The organism is Chryseobacterium jejuense, from assembly GCF_900100075.1.
Classification (GTDB): Bacteria; Bacteroidota; Bacteroidia; order Flavobacteriales; family Weeksellaceae; genus Chryseobacterium; species Chryseobacterium jejuense.
Window position 1 is genome coordinate 690,408 of sequence record NZ_FNEG01000001.1, and the last position, 17,640, is coordinate 708,047.

Sequence of the window (17,640 nt, forward strand, 5' to 3'; positions counted from 1 at the left end):
ATGAACAAAAAGTAGGGAATATTATGATCGATAATAGATGGACAAAAAAGCAATACAGATTTTACTCAAAACCATAAAAACCTCTCAGAATGAAAGCTTAAGAGATTGGTTTTATTGGGATTCTTACATGCAGTATATCACCAAAGATGATTTTGAATATGCAAAGGATCACTTTGTAATGTATGAACAGGAAAATATCAGTCATGACGAAATTTGCAGAAGAATTAAAACTGCTGTAGCTAAGATTGAAAAACAGGAGGTTGTAAACGCTTTTCTTTTCAGTTTAAGTACAAGACAACTGGAATATCGTTCCTTTCTATCAAGTTATTGTATAGCAAGATCATTAGCGGAACATCGTTTTACGGCCAGTCCAGAGCCTAATGAAAGGATTTGTGCCATTTGCGGACTTCATACTTATGAATTTGAAGAACCTATTGAGTTTAATACAATCAATTATTTTAAATATAAAGACGGACCTTGCTTTGATAATTTAATTCAAGTATTATTTGATGTAGAACAGTTTTCGAAACTTCCAGCTGTTACCCCTAATGAAAATGATTTTAGGATTCTCAGTGATCTGAAAATAATAATGGAAGCGGCAGAGCCTAATGATAGAATTTCCCAGCTCAAAAAGAAGATCTCTAAAATGATCAAGTCAAATGATGAAGAGCGATTAGGTTTGCTAGAAATTTTTGGGGTAATTGGCATTCTGCATGATGATGAATACTTTGGATATGCCGATGAATATGCAACTTATCCGGAAAGAAAACATAGACCCATCAGAAATGATGATGTTGGGTATCCGGCACGCTGGTGGGAGGGGAAATTTGGAATTGATAACGAAAAATGGAAGTACTGGTTTGGAAAGAATGGATATAAAAACTAAACTCGTTAATTTTTTTTTGCTGATTTATGTAAGAGGTTGTAAATTAGGGGATCATAAATAAATTATTCCAGAATTATTATAAAACTGATTTAATTTCACCAAACTATAAAACAACCATGGCAGAATATTACGCAAAATCCAGCAATTCTTTATCTTTTGAACTCGTCAATGATAATAAACTAACAGGGAAAATTACCTATAAAAGTTGGTTTAATTTTAATGCTGTGATTGAGCTGGCAGACCATAAAAGCCTTCAGGTTGAGCCCAAGGGGTTCTGGGGAACAACCATTGAATTGAAAGATAATGAACAGGTTCTTTTAAAGTTCAGAATGAACTGGAATGGTGAAATTATAGTGCAAACCTATTTTGATGGAGTAAAAGAAAGTTTCGTATGTAAACATAGAGGGGTTTTCAAAGATTCCTTTGTCCTTACTGATAAAATGGGGATAGAACTCTTAGTAATGAAACCTCAGTTTAAATGGAACCTTCTGAATTATGAGTATCAGATTACTACTTCCGACGACTTTGAAAAATATTCCAATAAAGACATCCTGTTGCTTACTTCATTACACTGTGCCAACTATTATATGTCTATGATGGTTGTGGTATAAAAAATTGATATTAATAATACAAAATATATTAAAAAAATATAAACTTTATGAAAACAATTTTTCCAGGTTACTATAAAAAGAATGAAATAGAAATTAAACAGATTTGGGATAGTGGATTGATCTTATTTGATGCGAATGTTTTACTTAATTTATATAGGTATTCTAATACCACCAGAGAGACCATCATAGATCTAATTGGAAAATTTTCAGATAAAATTTATTTACCACATCAAGCTGCACTTGAATATAATAGGAACAGATATGAAGTAATTGCAGAGCAGGAAAAAGCCTATAAAGAATTTTTAAATAAAATTTCTCAAATTCAACAGGATTTGCAATCAACAAATAAACATCCCTTTCTTTCTACAAGTATTGACCAACGATTAAATGAATTGTTTCAGAATGTTAGTAAAGAAGTTGAAGAAAATATCAAAAGATATTGTGATTTTTTAAAAGAAGATCCTATTTATGATAAGTTGGCGGAATTATTTGAAAATAAAATAACATCTGAATCCTCAAATGAAGAGTTAGAAGATATTTATAAGGAAGGAGAAAGAAGATATGTTGCTAAGATACCTCCAGGGTTTGAAGATGGAAAAACAAAAGAAGGTAATCGTAAGTTTGGAGATTTAGTTCTATGGAAGCAAATAATAAAACTTGGTAAAGATTTTCAAAAGGACATAATCCTAATTACTGATGAGAGGAAAATAGATTGGTGGTGGAAAATAAAAGATGGTAGAAATATGGGGCCAAGGCAAGAATTAGTGGAAGAAATTTATCGTGAAGCTAACGTTAAATTTCATATGTATTCTTCTGAGCGTTTTTTAAGTTATGGGCAAACATACTTGAAAGAGCAAATTGATAAGAAAGCTTTGGACGAAATTCAAGCAATGAAGTCTGCAGATTTAGAAATTCTAAATGAGTTGGAAAGTATTTATAGATCTAGGCGGAATTTTAAAGATATCAATCCTATGTATGAAAGAATTGAAGAAATTGATTCTATAATTGATAATAAAAACACTTTAGATTTATATTCAAAAAATCTTAATAAGAAAGAAAGTCTAGAAGAGTTTATAGCTAGTTATCATGACTATCTCGATTCTTTAGTAAGAGAGAAAAATGCTATAAAAGAAAGAATTGACCTTTCTAACAAGTATCAGTACTTAAATGTTAATAGACATCTTAATAATGAAATTGAAAGAAAAGGTGATGATCTCATTAGTATTTTAAGAAATGATTTATAATAAATAGAGGCTAGTAATAAAATTACAATACTGAAATATTATCATTTGATAAAATAAAGGGTTTTTGATTATTCGAAAACCCTTTATTTATGGGCTTTTTTGTTAACAAAATTTTATGATTTCCATCATGTTTTTATTTAGAATCAATAAAAATAAAGTAATTTTGCGACACTAAGCTTAATTATAAAAATGAAAAAAACTATTATTTCTGCATCATTATTAGCAGTTACCATGTTAAGTGCACAGGAAAGTGATACCTTAAAAGTAGCTGAGATCCAGTCTGTATCCCTTCAGGGTACTCATAATTACAGAACCAAAAAATCAGAATCCGTAGCAAGACTTCCTCTGGAAAACCTTGAAAATCCAACGGTTTACAATCTTGTTCCTAAAGAAATCATCAGTGAAATGAATGCTACTGACTTCAATACGGCAATGGCATCGGCACCGGGAGTGGTGGTTAGCAATAGCGTTAACGACAGTGGTAATGATGTTTTCCTGAGAGGTTTCAGCTCCAATGCCAGCTTCAGAAACGGATTAATTCAAAACCCAAGAGTACAATCGGAAATTGCTAATATTGAAAGAGTAGAAGTAATTAAAGGGCCATCTGGAACATTATTTGGCGGAACTTTGGCTAATTATGGAGGTGTTGTGAATGTTGTGACCAAAAAACCACAGGAAAATTTCGGGGGAATCATCAACTATACCACCGGAAGCTGGGGGATGAACAGAATAACAGCCGATGTAAATACCCCATTAAATAAAGAGAAAACAGCATTGGCAAGATTCAATGTTGCAGCGTATTCCCAGGATTCTTTCCAGGATGCAGGATATAATAAAGGAGTATTCTTCTCAGGAAGTATTTTATATAAAGTAAGCGATAAAACTACTGTAACCTTAGATACAGAATTCCATGCACCGGAAAAAACGCTTAATGCTTATGTGAGAAAATCAGAAGACTTAACATTGCATTCAATGAAAGACCTTGCAGCCATTCATGGCAGGTCATTTACCAGTAACGATGTTGGATCGAAGAGAACCAATTTTGTAACCATGGCTGAAGTTACCCATAAATTCAATGATCAATGGACTTCCAGAACATCATATCAAAGAGGAGAAGCTAATGAGAAAGAATCTATTTTTTTGGTATTAAATTATAAGGATAATAATACAGTAAGCAGAAGTATTCGTCCTTTTGACAATTATAAAATTACAACAGATAATATTCAGCAGAACTTTATTGGAGACTTTAAAATTGGGAATTTAAGAAACCGTTTGGTAGTAGGAGTGGATTATTTCCAGCAGACCAGCAAAAACCAATATCCAGTATATAAAGTAGGGAAGAACTCATCTTCAGCATTCGTACCCTATCCTTTAGACGGTATCATTAATCCGGATAAAAGCAAACAGGAAGATGATGTTGTTATTTTAAATTCTACATCGCCATGGGCTCCTATTTCACGTGATATTATCAAATCACTTCCGAGAAATGGAACCATGTTCGACATCAATAAAGTGACTACATTTAGTGTATATGCTTCAGATGTATTGAATATTACGGATAATTTATTGGTGATGGCTAGTCTAAGAATGGATAACTACAAGAATGAAAACATGATCAGTAACGGAGCAGAAAAACAAGGTGAGTACAAACAAACTCAATTTGCTCCTAAATTCGGATTGGTGTATGAAATTGTTAAAGAGAAGGTTTCATTCTTTGCCAATTATGTCAATGGATTTAAAAACGTAGCTCCTCAAAGAGATCCTAGAGATAAAAACGGAAATACTTTTATTGAATATAAACCTGAACAAGGAAATCAATTTGAAGCAGGATTTAAATTAGATTTATTAGGTAAAAAATTACTGACAACGGTAAGCTATTATAATATGAAAATTAAAGACCGTTTGATTGCAGATCCATCAGGAATTACCGGACTATATATTCAGGACGGAAATATTAAGAACCAAGGTTTTGAAGTAGATATTGTTGCAAATCCAGTTAAAGGATGGAATATTGTTGCAGGATATGGTTTCAACGATAATAAATTTGATGATAGAAGTCCGGATGCAGGGAAAAGAAGTGCTTGGACTCCTAAACATGTTGCCAATTTCTGGACTAGCTATAAAATTATGGATGGAGCTTATGAAGGCTTAGGTTTCGGAGCAGGATTTAATTTTGTAGATAAAACGTATATCAATATCAAAAACCATTTCCTTGCACCGGCTTATACAACGGTAGGAGCTACAGTATTCTATGACAAGAAAAAATACAGAATCGGTGTGAAAATGAATAATGCGCTGAACCAAACCTACTGGAATTTCTATGGACAGCCACAAAAACCAAGAGAATTCCTGGCCAACTTCGCATTTAAATTCTAATAACCTTTAAAAACAAAAATAGGTTGCCTCAAACTTAGATTAAAGTTTTTTTGGAAAAAATGAAGACACAGGTATAATCTAAAATACTGTTTTGCCACGAATGAACTAATAAAATAATTCGTGCATTCGTGGCTATATAAAAATAGTTTATCGAAGATGAAATTTTAAAGAATAGAATATAATCTCCCACAGATTTTACTGATCATTAGAATGGATGGGTCGTTATTATTTCTAAGCTGAAAACCTTTGATTTTATTGCTCGTTAAAAGCAGTATAAATTTTACCTCTTTGCGTCTTCCAACAACTTTAATAAATGATTGGCAACCCATGATTTAGATATGGAAAATAAAAAAACTAACCCCAAGAAAAAACAGGGAAAATCCCTAACCAAAAGAATTACAGGATGGCTCCATCTCTGGCTCGGACTTGTTTCCGGGATTATTGTACTTACCGTTACACTTTCCGGAACGGTTTTCGTGTTTTGTGATGAGATTGTTGATCTTTGTGCCGGAAGTGCCAAATATGTTCAGGCTCCCGCTCATGCTAAAAAGATGACACCGGAAGAATTACTTGTTAAATTTCATGAACAGGTTCCGGACAGAAAAGCTTTCTATTTTGATACTTACAGGGAAGCAGACAGAACTTTTCGTGTAGCGTCTGCTACCAAACCGCCCAAAGATAAGAATGCTGAAAAAGTGGAGAAACCCAAAGGCAAAGGTCGTGGCCCCAGAGGTATTTTTGCTTATCATTACCTTGATCCTTACACCGGAAAAGTAATGGGCTCTACAAAAAGCTATGAATTTTTCTATGTGGTAGCGCATATTCATGCCCAATTGCTGGCCGGAAAATTCGGAAAAACAGTGGTGGGAGTAGCTTCCATTATATTTTTCATTCAATTAATTGGCGGCTTAATTCTTTGGTGGCCAAAAAAGTGGAATAAAACAACAAGAACCACCGCATTTAAAATTAAATCAGGAACCAAATGGCGTAGAAAAAACTACGATTTTCATAATGTTTTTGGGTTTTATTCACTGTTGCCAGCTGTATTTATTACCATTACCGGACTGATTATGGCCTATAAAGTTTTAACAGATCTTACTCAGGTTACTTTTGGAGGAGTTCCCGATGCCCATAAGATTGCAGAAAAATATGATCCGGTATATGATCCTGATAAAAAGGCACTGGCTTTTACAGATTTTATAGACCGCAGTTTTAAAGAGATTCCTCAGGCACAGCAAGTCAGAATGAGTGTTCCACGCAAAGATTCTGCAACCGTTTACAATGTGGTAGCTGCTAAATTTATAGGCTTAAAAAGTATTATTGATGGAAAAAGCAAGGAAGTCAATAAGTATACTGGGGACGAAATTAATTACCCAAAAGAAGTGGTCATGCATGAAGTGATTGAGCACATGAACTTTGATCTTCACGTAGGATATTGGGGCGGAATGTTCGGAAAGATCTTCACATTCGTTATCGGAATTATCTGTACCAGTCTTCCTGTGACAGGATTTTTGATCTGGTGGGGAAGAAGAAACAAGTCGGGTAAAAAAGGAAAAGAAATTAAACATATTCATCAACACAGAAAAGAATCGCATCATGAACAATTGGTTTAAAATTTTATTTTTATTGGTATTTTCATTCTTTATATTCGGAAATGCTCAGGAAAAGCTTACAATAGGAGAGAAGCAGACCTTATTTTCGAAGGTTTTAAATGAAAACAGGGAAATTTGGGTTCATCTGCCTAAAACGTATCATGATACCACCATCAACCCTGCAAAATATCCGGTTATCTATCTTTTAGATGGTGAAATCAACTTTGAATATTATACCGGATTGTCGGATTTTATTGCCAGAACTCCTTATGCAGATATTCCGGAATGTATTGTGGTAGGAATTAAAAATACAGAACGTACAAGAGATCTTACCCCTACAAAATCTCAGAAGAAAAGTCCGGTAAATCCTGCTCTAACTCTTTTTGCAGACAGTGGCGGAAGTGAGAACTTTGTGAAATTTATGCAGGAAGAATTGAAGCCTTTCATCAGTAAAAACTACAGAACACAGGAATATTCAGTTTTGGTAGGACATTCATTCGGAGGTTTATTTGCCATCAATGTTTTGCTTACTCATCCGGAATATTTCAATGCTTATGTGGCTAATGACCCAAGTTTATGGTGGGATAATGAAGTAACCATTTCAAGAACAAAAGACTATCTGGAAAAGAATAAAAAGTTTCCGGCTAACAAATCCTTATATGTTTCTCAGGCAGACAATGAAGAACAGCAGAAAAACTGGAATTCAGATATGACTCAGGCTATTGAGAAGTTTAAAGGAATTGTGGAGAAAAATGAGACCTTGAATTATAAACACAGCTTTTTTAAAGGTGAAACTCATGGAACGGTTTCCTATCCCGGAAATTATGAAGCTTTGAAATTTATATTCAAAGGGTTCAGAACAGATATTAAGCAGCTAGCGAAAAATCCAGGCTTACTGGAAACAGAATATAAAACATTCTCAGGAAAGATGGGGTCAGAATTCAATCCTTCAGAATCTTATCTGAATGTGGTTCTTAAATTCATGAAAAGCAATGACTTCAAAGAAACCGAAACTTATTTTATAAACCTGAAAAACAAACTTTATCCTAAGGTTAAATAATTGAAATAGGCTATAAATAGGATGTAATTGGGGGTAGATTGATATGATTCAATGTACCCCTTTTTTTGTAAATATTGAAAGCTAAATCCCGGGTTTCATAAAGTAAAGGCATACGAAATTGAAAAATGCTAAAGGTATCCAGAACGGAGATGCCAGCACTGTCGCAAAAATAAACATAGGAATTACTCCTTTTAATCCGGCTGTTATTATGGTATCTGTTGGTAATCGGCTACCCATTGAAGTAAAAATGCAGGCGATTAACAAGGCAGATAGGCTTAAGATTGCTGAAATTCCAGCCAATTTCCATCGTTCATATTTTTTAGAAGTTAGGTCCAGCTTATAAAATACAACTCCATAAATAATGAATACAAACAGTGAAATAATAATATTGTAAAGGAAAAGTAAATCCGGAAATATAATGATTAATACAATGTTGCCAATCAGTAAGTTGATGAAGATGCAGAGTGTAAACAGAAGTATATTTTGTTTCATAATTGTGTTTTTGTGCTTCGATAAAATTACGTTATTTTTTGATTCAGTAAACTTTCTATACAAAAAAAGCAAACCTGTACATTACAGATTTGCTTTTGAGGGTATTTCCTTACAAAATCTCTAGCCGTTGCACCAGAGATTTTCAGTTCAGGAATTTAATGTCTGTTATCACAATTAATACTAAGCTCTGTTCTTTCTTTATCTAAAAATGTAATAGCTCGACATCCGAAAGAAGGAGAGGTAAAATTAAAGACTACCGGTGCTTTTCCTTTAAAAAGTCTACCCGTCCACTGAGCATAATAATTGGTTTCCTCATTGGGCATTTTTTCAAGAGGGTTAAATTCTGCACCATCTTCAATGGTGAATGTTTTCTCAAACACTTTTTCTTGATGATCGTTAATAACTACCAGTTTGCGTTCCTGAGGTCCATATTCTTCAAGAAGATCCTGTACATAATACGTCAGCTTTTCATATGTATATTGATAAGTGCCGCCGTATTTAAGAGTTGAACCGGAAAAATATTTTTTCTGAATATCAGCACCCGCTTTTTCCCATTTAATCATTTTCATCTCATTTTCTACAAATGGGCTTTTACTTCCGAAATAGGCAATCACATTCGTATATTGATCAAAAATATCGTTCCCTTTTTGCGTGTCAATTTGGAATCCTATCATGTAGGATTCAGGATCAATCTCATCTCCTTCACCCATATAAGGAGAAAGATAGGCCACTGCTTTTAATTTACTTACAGGGATTTTTTGCAGTTTATTCTTTTCGTAATTGTAAAGATATAACGAATCATTTTCAGTAATGTGAATGCCATCCAGCATTTTTTTTCTGTACGTAGGATCCAGCTCAATATAAGTCATCTTTTCAAAAGGAACTTCCTTTTGTTTCTTTAGAAAGTCTGTCGGAATAGTATTTTTACCATTGTAGATGTCCGATACGGAGATAAAAGTATCCATAAGATCCTTACGCTGCATGGTGGAAACATTGAAAATGTTGAAATTCTTAAAATCTATTTCCTCTTCCGTTGTAGCCGTTTTTACAGAATCGTTTACAATAGCTGGCTGATCCTGAATTGGTTTTTTCTCGTCCTTTTTACAACTGATAATCATCAATTGTGAACATAAAAGCACTAAGGCTGTGTTAATCTTCATTATTAAGAATGTTTTGAATATTTTGAGTTTAATTTATTTTATAGTAAGGCTCAGAATAATATTGACTAGGTTTAATGTATGCCATTTTCCTGTCAGCATCAAAAACCCAGATAAATCTTCGCATCATGTCTGCTCCAAAATAACTCACGTGTTGAGTTTTAAGCTCTCCTGCAAAAAATCCTACAGGAGCATCCTTGAAAACAAAATCACCAATTTGGAAAGATGGCAGAATTCCTTGTTTAATCATCAGAAGCTTATTACTGGAGTTTTTCAGCGTTTTTTCTCCAATAATCTTTAGTTTTTTGTTGAGATCATATTTTTCAGCAAAATCATTACTGTACAATATACCTCCGGAATAGCCGGATTGAAGCGCAAAAGAAGTTTCCTGCTGTTTAGCACCATCCAAAACATTATCTCCGAAAATATGGAAAACTTCGTTCTCAAAAGTAACTTTAATAGGTTGAAATCCTTTCAGATCAGGTTTTTGATCATAGATTACAAATTGGTTGCTGTCATAATCAATCTTAAAGGTCTTACCTTCAAAAAGTCCTGTTCCAATTTTTCCATCAGATTCCAAACCGGACAGCTGATTATCTGTAAACGTAAAGTCTCTCCAGCTCATACTGCCAATATCTACCGTATTATGTTCACTTATTTCCTCTTTATTGAAAACGATGTGATCTGCTTTCCGCTGTCGTTCCGGAGAAATAGCACCATCCTTCATCGCAATTTGAAACATAAGATCTAAAGAATCCTTTTTGTTTACAAGTGTTTTCACGATGATATTATTATATTTTGTAACCCGGAAAGGAATGGTTTGCTGGGCTTTTATGCTGATAAATCCGACGGAAAGAAGCAGTAAGAAACCTGTTTTTTTGAGCATTATTCGTGATTGGTATTTAAACCTTTAAAATTACCCATTATCTTTGGAACTCCAAATAATAAAATGATATGATTGAAAAGGTACTTCAAAGCGGAATTCATTGGGAACATAAAGAATTTAAAAGGAATGAATTTCTGAAGACCTCAGGAAGTACAGATACTCATATTTATTTTATTGAAAAAGGAAGTGTGAGGATCTTTATGACAGATGAAAATGAAGAAAGGATCATCCGTTTCGGATATACCGGAAATATTATTGTCTCTCTGGATTCTTTTCTTTCCGGGAAGCCTTCGGAACTTTATATTCAGGCCATCAAGAAAACAACGGTAAAAGTGGCTTCAAAAAAGGATTTCTATGAATTTATTCAATCCAATGAAGAACATATGAAATTTTGGATGACTGTTTTGGAAGATCTTGTATTGCAGCAACTGGAAAGAGAGAAAGATTTACTGATAAATGCTCCGGGTGAACGTTTTGAAAGAGTTTTAAAGAGAAGTCCGAAGCTGTTTCAGGAAGTTCCCAATAAATATATTGCCAATTATCTCAGGATGTCTCCGGAAACCTTGTCCAGGCTTAAAAAATCTTGAGTTCAATCAAGATTTAAGAATAAAGCAATTCGGAAATTTGCAAAAAACAGTAATGAAAATCTCAACCGAAGTATTATTAGACGAATTAAAAAGCAGAACAGAACACCATTTGCAATATGCTGAAACTCTTTTGCTGAAACCAGAAAATGAACTGAATTTCAGAATAACTTCTGATAGCTGGAGTACTTTGGAATGTCTGGAACATCTCAACCGCTACGGAGATTTTTATATTCCCGAAATCTCACGCAGAATTTCTTCTTCTAAAACACCCCCAAAATCTGATTTTAAGCCGGGAATTCTAGGGAACTATTTTGCTAAAAGCATGCTCCCCAAAGAAAAGCTGAATAAGATGAAGACGCTTAAAACTATGAATCCAATTCATAGCCAGTTAAATAAAGAAGTGGTGAATGAATTTATAAAACAGCAGCAGCAATTACTGGATCTACTGGAAAAAGCAAGATATATAGATCTGGAAAAAACGAAAACTGCTATCAGTATTTCAAAATTAATAACCCTGAAATTGGGAGATACTTTTCGTTTTGTCATCTATCATAATGCAAGGCATATGGCTCAGGCAGAAAACGTTTTAAAGAATATATAAAAGAGAGGGTATGAATTCCGGAAAAATAGTAATTTTAAACTAATGGAAATCATACACCAAAAAACAATACAGACTCCATTGGGAGAAATGATAGCTTGTGCAACAGACAAGGGAATTTGCCTGTTGGAATTTACGGATAGAAAGAATATAGAGAAACAGCTCAAAGCTCTATCAAAGCAATTGAAATCTGAAATTGTAGAGAAGGAGCATATTCACTTTCAACAGCTGGAACTGGAGTTAAAAGAATATTTTGAGGGGAACAGATCTAAGTTTGAAGTCCCTTTATTTACGACAGGTACAGAATTTCAGGAAAAAGTATGGCAGCTGCTTCGCGAAATACCGATGGGAGAGATCAGAACCTATAAGCAGCAATCTGAATTTCTGGGAAATCCAAAGGCCATCCGTGCCGTAGGAACAGCCAATGGAATCAATAAAATTGCTATTTTAATTCCATGTCACCGCGTTATTGGCTCTAATGGTGAATTGGTAGGCTATGCAGGCGGAATCTGGAGAAAACAAAAGCTCTTAGAGCTGGAAAGAGCCATTTTATTTTAACTTCACCATTATAATCAATCATCATTTATTAATTATCATTCATCTAAAAAATGCTTGTTCATTTTTCGGTTGCAGCCACCTGAACAATCTTCCTACTTTTGAATAAAAAAAGATAATGATCAGTTTCAAAAGTTTACATCAGGAAGAAGAGCCTTTATTATTAGGAAATGTATGGAATGCACAGAGTGCAAAAGTGCATGAAAATTTAGGATACAAAGCCTTGGCAACTTCAAGTTCAGCAGTGGCGATGAGCTTAGGATACGAAGATGGAGAACAGATGAGTTTTGAAGAGTATTTTTATATCATCAAAAGGATAAAAGCATCCGTTTCAATCCCTTTATCTGTAGATTTGGAAGGCGGATACGGAAGTACTCCTGAAATAATTGTTTCCAATATTATAAAACTGTTGGAAATAGGAGTAGTAGGAATAAATCTGGAAGATACCCATATTGTTGATGGAGAAAGACGGCTGTTAAGCAGAGAGGTGTTTTTTGAAAAATTAAGGCATATTCTGACGATGCTGAAAGAAAGAAGGAGCGAAATCTTCATCAATATAAGAACCGATCCTTTTTTATTAGGAATAGAAAACGCATTGGAAGAAACCATAGAAAGAATTAAACTCTTTGAAACATTGAATGTGGATGGAATATTTGTTCCCGGAATGACCCACATTGAGGACATTCAAACAGTAGCAAACGCAACATCTCTTCCCATTAATGTGATGGGCTTACCTGATCTTCCGGACTTTGAAACCTTGAAATCCGCAGGAGTAAAAAGAATTACTTCAGGAGCCTTTTTAAACAGGCATATTTACCGCGAGCTCGAAAGAATCAGCGACACCGTTACAAATAACAAAAGCTTTGCAGCACTTTTCATCTGATTATGGAACTTACAGAACAAATTATGTATGATGCTTCTTTTCGTAAAGATTCTTCGTTTGAAGGAATTTTCTGGATGGGAGTTAGAACAACCGGAATATTCTGTCGGCCAACCTGTACTGCCCGTAAACCCAAATTTGAAAACGTAGAATTTTTTTCCAATACAAAAGAGGCTATGTTGAAAGGGTATCGCCCGTGTAAAGTTTGTAAACCTCTGGAAACTATGAATGTGACCCCTTTGTATATCAAGGAATTGTTGCAGGAAATTTCTGATGACCCTACTTTAAAACTTAAAGATTATGATTTGGTGAAAAGAGGGCTGGAGCCGGCAACAATACGCAGATGGTTTCTGAAACATCATGGAGTCACATTTCATGCTTTTCAGAGAATGTCTAAACTGAATATTGCATTTAAAAAACTTCAGCAAGGAGAACTTGTTACAGAAGTGGCTTTTGATTCAGGGTATGAAAGTTTGAGTGGCTTTAATGAAAGCTTTAAAAATATTTTCGGAGTATCACCAGGCAAGAACAATACAGAAAAGATCATTGATCTGAAAAGAATTGAAACCATGCTGGGAACCATGGTTGCCTGTGCAGATGAACATGGAATATGTCTTCTGGAATTTGCTGACAGAAAGGCACTTCCTACAGAGCTGAAGAATATTTCAAAATCCTTTAATGCTAATATTGTGCAGGGAGGAAATCCTCATTTTATAACGCTGGAAAAAGAACTCTCCGAATATTTTAAAGGAAAAAGAACTCAGTTCACAGTTCCTCTTTCTCCGGTAGGAACTGCTTTTCAAAAAGAAGTTTGGGAGATCCTGCAGCAAATTCCTTACGGCGGAACAAGAAGTTATCAGGAGCAGGCGGATATTCTCGGAAATCCTAAGTCTGTTCGGGCCGTAGCCAATGCGAACGGATTAAATAAAATATCCATTCTGATTCCCTGTCATAGAGTTATTGGAAGCAATGGACAGTTAACAGGCTATGGAGGCGGAATCTGGAGAAAACAAAAATTATTGGAGTTAGAGAAAGCTATTTTATTTTGATTTTCGTAATTTTAAACAAAAATTTACACGTGAAAAAGTTATTAGCAGCAGTTTGTATTTCAGTTTCAGCGTTCACTTTTGCACAGGATTATTCTGTGCCAGCGGCAAGTCCGCGTCAGAAAGTAGAACAGCAGTTTTCTATGTCTAAAATTTCTGTCGACTACGGAAGACCGGGAGTAAAAGGACGTAAGATTTTTGGAGAATTGGTTCCTTATGGCCAGATTTGGAGAGCAGGAGCTAACTCATCTACAAAAATTACATTTGGACAGACCGTTAATTTTGGCGGGAAAAATGTTCCGGCAGGTACTTACGGATTATTCATTGTTCCTACTGAAAAAGATTGGAAAGTAATTCTGAACAAAGATTTCCAACAGTGGGGAGCATATACTTACGACCCGAAACAGGATGTAGTAGATGTTACAGTACCGGTAAATAAACTGGCAGACAAACAGGAATGGTTTGAAATTACCCTGAACCCAACAGATGAAAACTCAGGAAATCTTGTGATTAAATGGGATATGAATCAGGCTGAAATTCCGTTGAAACCAGCGAAATTAGATACCGTAATCAAGATTTCTGATAAGTTGAAAGAAATCCAGAGAATAGAATCAGACTCTAACAAAAAAGGCTAAGCATGAATTTTTCTGTTCAACCTGTTTTAGAGAATGAAGAATTTCAATTAATCCCCTTACAGCAAGGGGATTTTGAATCTTTATATGAAGTAGCATCAGATCCTAAAGTATGGGAACAGCACCCTAACAAGGACCGTTATCAAAGGGAAGTTTTTGAAAATTTCTTTAGAGGAGCAATAGAAAGTAAAGGAGCTTTTAAAATTGTTGAGAAGGCAACAGGAGATATACTGGGAAGCAGCCGTTATTATAATTTTGATGAAAAGGACAGCCATATTTTTATCGGTTATACTTTTTATGGAACAAAGTCTTGGGGGAAAGGAATCAATCCCAAGGTTAAGAAACTGATGTTAGATTATATCTTCCAACATGTAGATAAAGTTCATTTTCACATCGGAAAAGAGAATTTCCGTTCACAGAAAGCATTGGAAAAGCTTGGCGGGATCAAAATTGCGGAAGAAGAAGTTGCTTATTTTGCAGAACCCACAAGAACCAATTTTGTATACGAAATCAAAAAAGATGATTGGGCATGAAAAAGTATAAAATACAACAATCTCCCTTTGTAGTTCCTACTACAGACGGAAAACTGATTGAAGAACATTGGGGAAATTCTACAGGAAATTCTAATGTTTCCATTGCCCACATGGTAGCTCCTCCGGATTGGAGTGAGCCTCATCAGACTCCCGAATTTGATGAGTTTACTTACATCATTTCAGGGAAAAAACAATTTGAAATTGATGGAGAAACTGTTGTTCTGGAAAAAGGCAGCAGTATTCTTATTGAAAAAGGAGCCAGAATCCGTTACAGCAATCCGTTTTCGGAACCTTGTGAATATCTTGCGATCTGTCTTCCTGCTTTTTCTATGGAGCTGGTGAACAGGGAAGAGGAAGGAGTGTATTAATACAATATATTGATGGCTACACAGATTTGCCCTGAATGTAAAGAGAATTCTTTTACATGGTATATAGATGATGAACCTGAGGTAACCCATTGGGAATGTTATTCCTGTGGATATCATGCTTTAGAAAATGAAGCCGATGAATGTACCTGCAATAATTGTGGCAATAAATCAAAATCCAAGCTGAAAGACCCTTCAAAAGAATATTGGTGGTGCTCTCGCTGTAATACAATACAAAAAATAGAAAAGCTGTCTCAAAACTGAGATGGCTTTTTTGTTTTAAAACCTGATTAGAATATTTCAATTAAAAACACTAAAAAAATATTTTAGAGATCAGTAAGTTATCTTTTTGATAAGAATATTGTCATTTCTTGATGCCGATTGTTATTAATTATTTTGTAAGTTCGCGCGCCGGAAAAAATCGGCATATTTAACTTTTTAATAAAATATATGAAAAACAATCTATCCATTGTGTTATTGCTAGGCATCGCGCTTTCCACAACTTCTTGTGCAACCATTTTTACAGGAACTAATGATAAAATTACTTTCAACTCCACTCCTGAAGGAGCCAAAGTAATTCATAACGGAAAAGAAAAATGTGTGACCCCTTGTACAGCACCTATTTCTAGATCTTTAAGTAAGCAATTTGTTACTATTGAAAAAGAAGGCTTCGATGCACAGAAAGTAAAACTGGATAAGTCATTTAATGCAGTAACGCTTCTTAATATCCTTTTTGGAGGGGCAATAGGCGTAGGAATTGATGCTGCAACAGGTTCTCTGACAAAATATTCTACTAAGAAATATGATATTGAATTAGAAGCTAAGCCACAATAAAATAAAAAACAATGTACCAATGACTGATTCACACCACAGCATTGGTACATTGCTATACTATTATATTGCTACATTGTATTTATTTCAGGATCTCCTTCAGAAATAGTAAGGTATGATTCCAGGCTCTTTTAGCCATTGTTTCATTATAATCCGGAGATTTAGGATCTGTGAAAGTATGTTTGGAATGAGCATAAGTAATAATCTGCCAGTCTGCATTTCCGTCATTCATTTCTTTGATGAGGTTGCTGTAATCATCAGGCGTTACCCCTTTATCATCTGCTGGATTTTCAACCAGTATTTTAGCATTTAATTTTTCATTTTTTCTGCTTTGATCTCTTCCCAGACTTCCATGAATAGAAACTACTCCGGCAACAGGTAAATTTCCTCTGGCAGATTCCAGTGCACCTGTTCCTCCAAAACAATATCCGATAACGACTGTTTTATCAGCAATGGCACCATTTTTTTTCAGCTGTTCTAATGCCAGTGAAATTCTTTTTTGATATTCCGAATAATTCTTTTTGTAATATCCTGAACTTTTGGCTGCTTCTTCGCTATTGGTAGGGATTTTTCCTTCCCCATAAATATCTGCAATGAAAGCAATATAGCCTTGTTTTTGGAGTTCAAGAGCTGCTGTTTTGGCTTCTTCATCAATGCCTTTCCAGGCAGGAAGAATTAGCACTCCCGGAAGTTTTTTTCCTGCATTGGAAGTTACTAATCCGTTTAGCTTTTGTGAACCGTCTTGATAGGAAACCGTTTTAAGGCTTTGGCCAAAAAGGTTTCCTGAGGCCATAATACATGTGGTTAATAAGATTGAACGTATCATATTTTATAGGGTGTTATAGATTACATCTTGGGCAGCCATAGTTCTCAATAGGTCCTGTTTCATTAGGACATTTATCAAGATAAAATAAGAGACTGTCATTATCTTCATCCGAAAGACATATCTTTTTATTGAACTCCTTGCGGCACTTTTTGAAAGCTAACTTATCTTCTATATTCTGAGCCTGAACATAAGTTCCGGCAAATACCAGAAAAAAAATGATTTTACTCATGTTTGTTTAAATGGTTATCTAAGTTAATAAAAAATAAATTGCTAGATGTTTTTACTCTTTGAGCAATTTCCAAGTGCTATTTTTATATTCATATACTAAATTGCTCAGGTAGTTGCTGACTTTGATTTTATGAGGAGTAATGAAATCAACTCGGATATTAACAGGAAGTTCAAGGGTACTTCTTTGCTTTCCTGTTATGATGATCTTATTTGTTTCTGAATCATAATATTTCATCATGTAGCTGAATGATTTCT

At 34.6% G+C, this 17,640-nt stretch carries 21 protein-coding genes and 1 pseudogene; 17 read left to right on the forward strand and 5 right to left on the reverse strand.

Annotated elements, in window-relative coordinates:
* Positions 1–37 precede the first annotated feature (37 nt).
* The 6 genes from BLS98_RS03055 to BLS98_RS03080 all read left to right on the forward strand — a co-directional run bounded on the left by BLS98_RS03055 (position 38) and on the right by BLS98_RS03080 (position 7,769).
* Complete coding sequence (locus BLS98_RS03055) at positions 38–886, forward strand: hypothetical protein (RefSeq protein ID WP_089733475.1); 849 nt, start codon at positions 38–40, stop codon at positions 884–886.
* Positions 887–1,002: 116 nt separating this feature from the next.
* A complete protein-coding gene (locus tag BLS98_RS03060) occupies positions 1,003–1,497 on the forward strand; it encodes a hypothetical protein (RefSeq protein ID WP_089733477.1) in 495 nt (164 codons plus the stop codon).
* A 47-nt stretch (positions 1,498–1,544) separates the two neighbouring features.
* Entirely contained in the window at positions 1,545–2,741 is a 1,197-nt protein-coding gene (locus tag BLS98_RS03065) for a PIN domain-containing protein (RefSeq protein WP_089733478.1), read from the forward strand.
* A gap of 189 nt (positions 2,742–2,930) precedes the next feature.
* Positions 2,931–5,117 (forward strand): TonB-dependent siderophore receptor, encoded by a 2,187-nt coding sequence (locus BLS98_RS03070; protein WP_089733481.1) that lies wholly within the window; start codon positions 2,931–2,933, stop codon positions 5,115–5,117.
* Between the two features lie 338 nt (positions 5,118–5,455).
* The gene (locus BLS98_RS03075; protein ID WP_089734417.1) at positions 5,456–6,730 is read left to right on the forward strand and encodes a PepSY-associated TM helix domain-containing protein; all 1,275 of its coding nucleotides are present in this window, start codon (positions 5,456–5,458) and stop codon (positions 6,728–6,730) included.
* Complete coding sequence (locus BLS98_RS03080; RefSeq protein ID WP_089733482.1) at positions 6,714–7,769, forward strand: alpha/beta hydrolase; 1,056 nt, start codon at positions 6,714–6,716, stop codon at positions 7,767–7,769. The genes BLS98_RS03075 and BLS98_RS03080 overlap by 17 nt, the downstream gene beginning before the upstream one ends.
* Before the next feature lie 81 nt (positions 7,770–7,850).
* Here the strand turns inward: BLS98_RS03080 and BLS98_RS03085 are convergent, their stop codons facing one another.
* From BLS98_RS03085 to BLS98_RS03095, 3 genes are all read right to left on the reverse strand, one after another.
* On the reverse strand, positions 7,851–8,261 hold the full coding sequence (locus BLS98_RS03085) for a hypothetical protein (RefSeq protein WP_089733485.1): 411 nt from the start codon (positions 8,259–8,261) through the stop codon (positions 7,851–7,853).
* Positions 8,262–8,416: 155 nt separating this feature from the next.
* Complete coding sequence (locus BLS98_RS03090; RefSeq protein WP_139166066.1) at positions 8,417–9,421, reverse strand: hypothetical protein; 1,005 nt, start codon at positions 9,419–9,421, stop codon at positions 8,417–8,419.
* Between the two features lie 28 nt (positions 9,422–9,449).
* Positions 9,450–10,304, reverse strand: coding sequence for a hypothetical protein (locus BLS98_RS03095; RefSeq protein WP_089733489.1), 855 nt, complete (start codon positions 10,302–10,304; stop codon positions 9,450–9,452).
* Positions 10,305–10,372: 68 nt separating this feature from the next.
* On the opposite strand from BLS98_RS03095, the gene BLS98_RS03100 reads away from it, so the two are divergent.
* The 11 genes and pseudogenes from BLS98_RS03100 to BLS98_RS03145 all read left to right on the forward strand — a co-directional run bounded on the left by BLS98_RS03100 (position 10,373) and on the right by BLS98_RS03145 (position 16,334).
* Positions 10,373–10,891 carry a Crp/Fnr family transcriptional regulator gene (locus BLS98_RS03100; protein WP_089733492.1) on the forward strand — a complete coding sequence of 173 codons (519 nt, stop codon included), beginning with the start codon at positions 10,373–10,375 and terminating at the stop codon, positions 10,889–10,891.
* Positions 10,892–10,943: 52 nt separating this feature from the next.
* Positions 10,944–11,492 carry a DinB family protein gene (locus BLS98_RS03105; protein ID WP_089733494.1) on the forward strand — a complete coding sequence of 183 codons (549 nt, stop codon included), beginning with the start codon at positions 10,944–10,946 and terminating at the stop codon, positions 11,490–11,492.
* A gap of 42 nt (positions 11,493–11,534) precedes the next feature.
* Positions 11,535–12,047 (forward strand): methylated-DNA--[protein]-cysteine S-methyltransferase, encoded by a 513-nt coding sequence (locus tag BLS98_RS03110; protein ID WP_089733496.1) that lies wholly within the window; start codon positions 11,535–11,537, stop codon positions 12,045–12,047.
* Positions 12,048–12,162: 115 nt separating this feature from the next.
* Entirely contained in the window at positions 12,163–12,927 is a 765-nt protein-coding gene (locus tag BLS98_RS03115; protein WP_089733498.1) for an isocitrate lyase/PEP mutase family protein, read from the forward strand.
* A 23-nt stretch (positions 12,928–12,950) separates the two neighbouring features.
* A pseudogene (locus BLS98_RS23640) lies at positions 12,951–13,439 on the forward strand (bifunctional transcriptional activator/DNA repair enzyme AdaA); the annotation flags it as partial.
* Between the two features lie 54 nt (positions 13,440–13,493).
* On the forward strand, positions 13,494–13,973 hold the full coding sequence (locus BLS98_RS23645; RefSeq protein WP_262487348.1) for a methylated-DNA--[protein]-cysteine S-methyltransferase: 480 nt from the start codon (positions 13,494–13,496) through the stop codon (positions 13,971–13,973).
* A gap of 29 nt (positions 13,974–14,002) precedes the next feature.
* Positions 14,003–14,605 carry a DUF2911 domain-containing protein gene (locus tag BLS98_RS03125; RefSeq protein WP_089734419.1) on the forward strand — a complete coding sequence of 201 codons (603 nt, stop codon included), beginning with the start codon at positions 14,003–14,005 and terminating at the stop codon, positions 14,603–14,605.
* A gap of 2 nt (positions 14,606–14,607) precedes the next feature.
* Positions 14,608–15,135 (forward strand): GNAT family N-acetyltransferase, encoded by a 528-nt coding sequence (locus BLS98_RS03130; protein ID WP_089733502.1) that lies wholly within the window; start codon positions 14,608–14,610, stop codon positions 15,133–15,135.
* Positions 15,132–15,503 (forward strand): cupin domain-containing protein, encoded by a 372-nt coding sequence (locus BLS98_RS03135; protein WP_089733504.1) that lies wholly within the window; start codon positions 15,132–15,134, stop codon positions 15,501–15,503. Before BLS98_RS03130 ends, BLS98_RS03135 begins: the two co-directional genes overlap by 4 nt.
* 12 nt (positions 15,504–15,515) lie before the next feature.
* Positions 15,516–15,764 carry a hypothetical protein gene (locus BLS98_RS03140; RefSeq protein ID WP_089733506.1) on the forward strand — a complete coding sequence of 83 codons (249 nt, stop codon included), beginning with the start codon at positions 15,516–15,518 and terminating at the stop codon, positions 15,762–15,764.
* Between the two features lie 186 nt (positions 15,765–15,950).
* Positions 15,951–16,334: a PEGA domain-containing protein gene (locus BLS98_RS03145; protein WP_089733508.1), complete on the forward strand. Its 384-nt coding sequence runs from the start codon at positions 15,951–15,953 to the stop codon at positions 16,332–16,334.
* Between the two features lie 79 nt (positions 16,335–16,413).
* Here BLS98_RS03145 and BLS98_RS03150 read toward each other — a convergent pair whose 3' ends face one another.
* Positions 16,414–17,157: a dienelactone hydrolase family protein gene (locus tag BLS98_RS03150; RefSeq protein WP_089733510.1), complete on the reverse strand. Its 744-nt coding sequence runs from the start codon at positions 17,155–17,157 to the stop codon at positions 16,414–16,416.
* A gap of 13 nt (positions 17,158–17,170) precedes the next feature.
* A complete protein-coding gene (locus BLS98_RS03155; protein ID WP_089733512.1) occupies positions 17,171–17,386 on the reverse strand; it encodes a hypothetical protein in 216 nt (71 codons plus the stop codon).
* Positions 17,387–17,640: the final 254 nt, after the last annotated feature.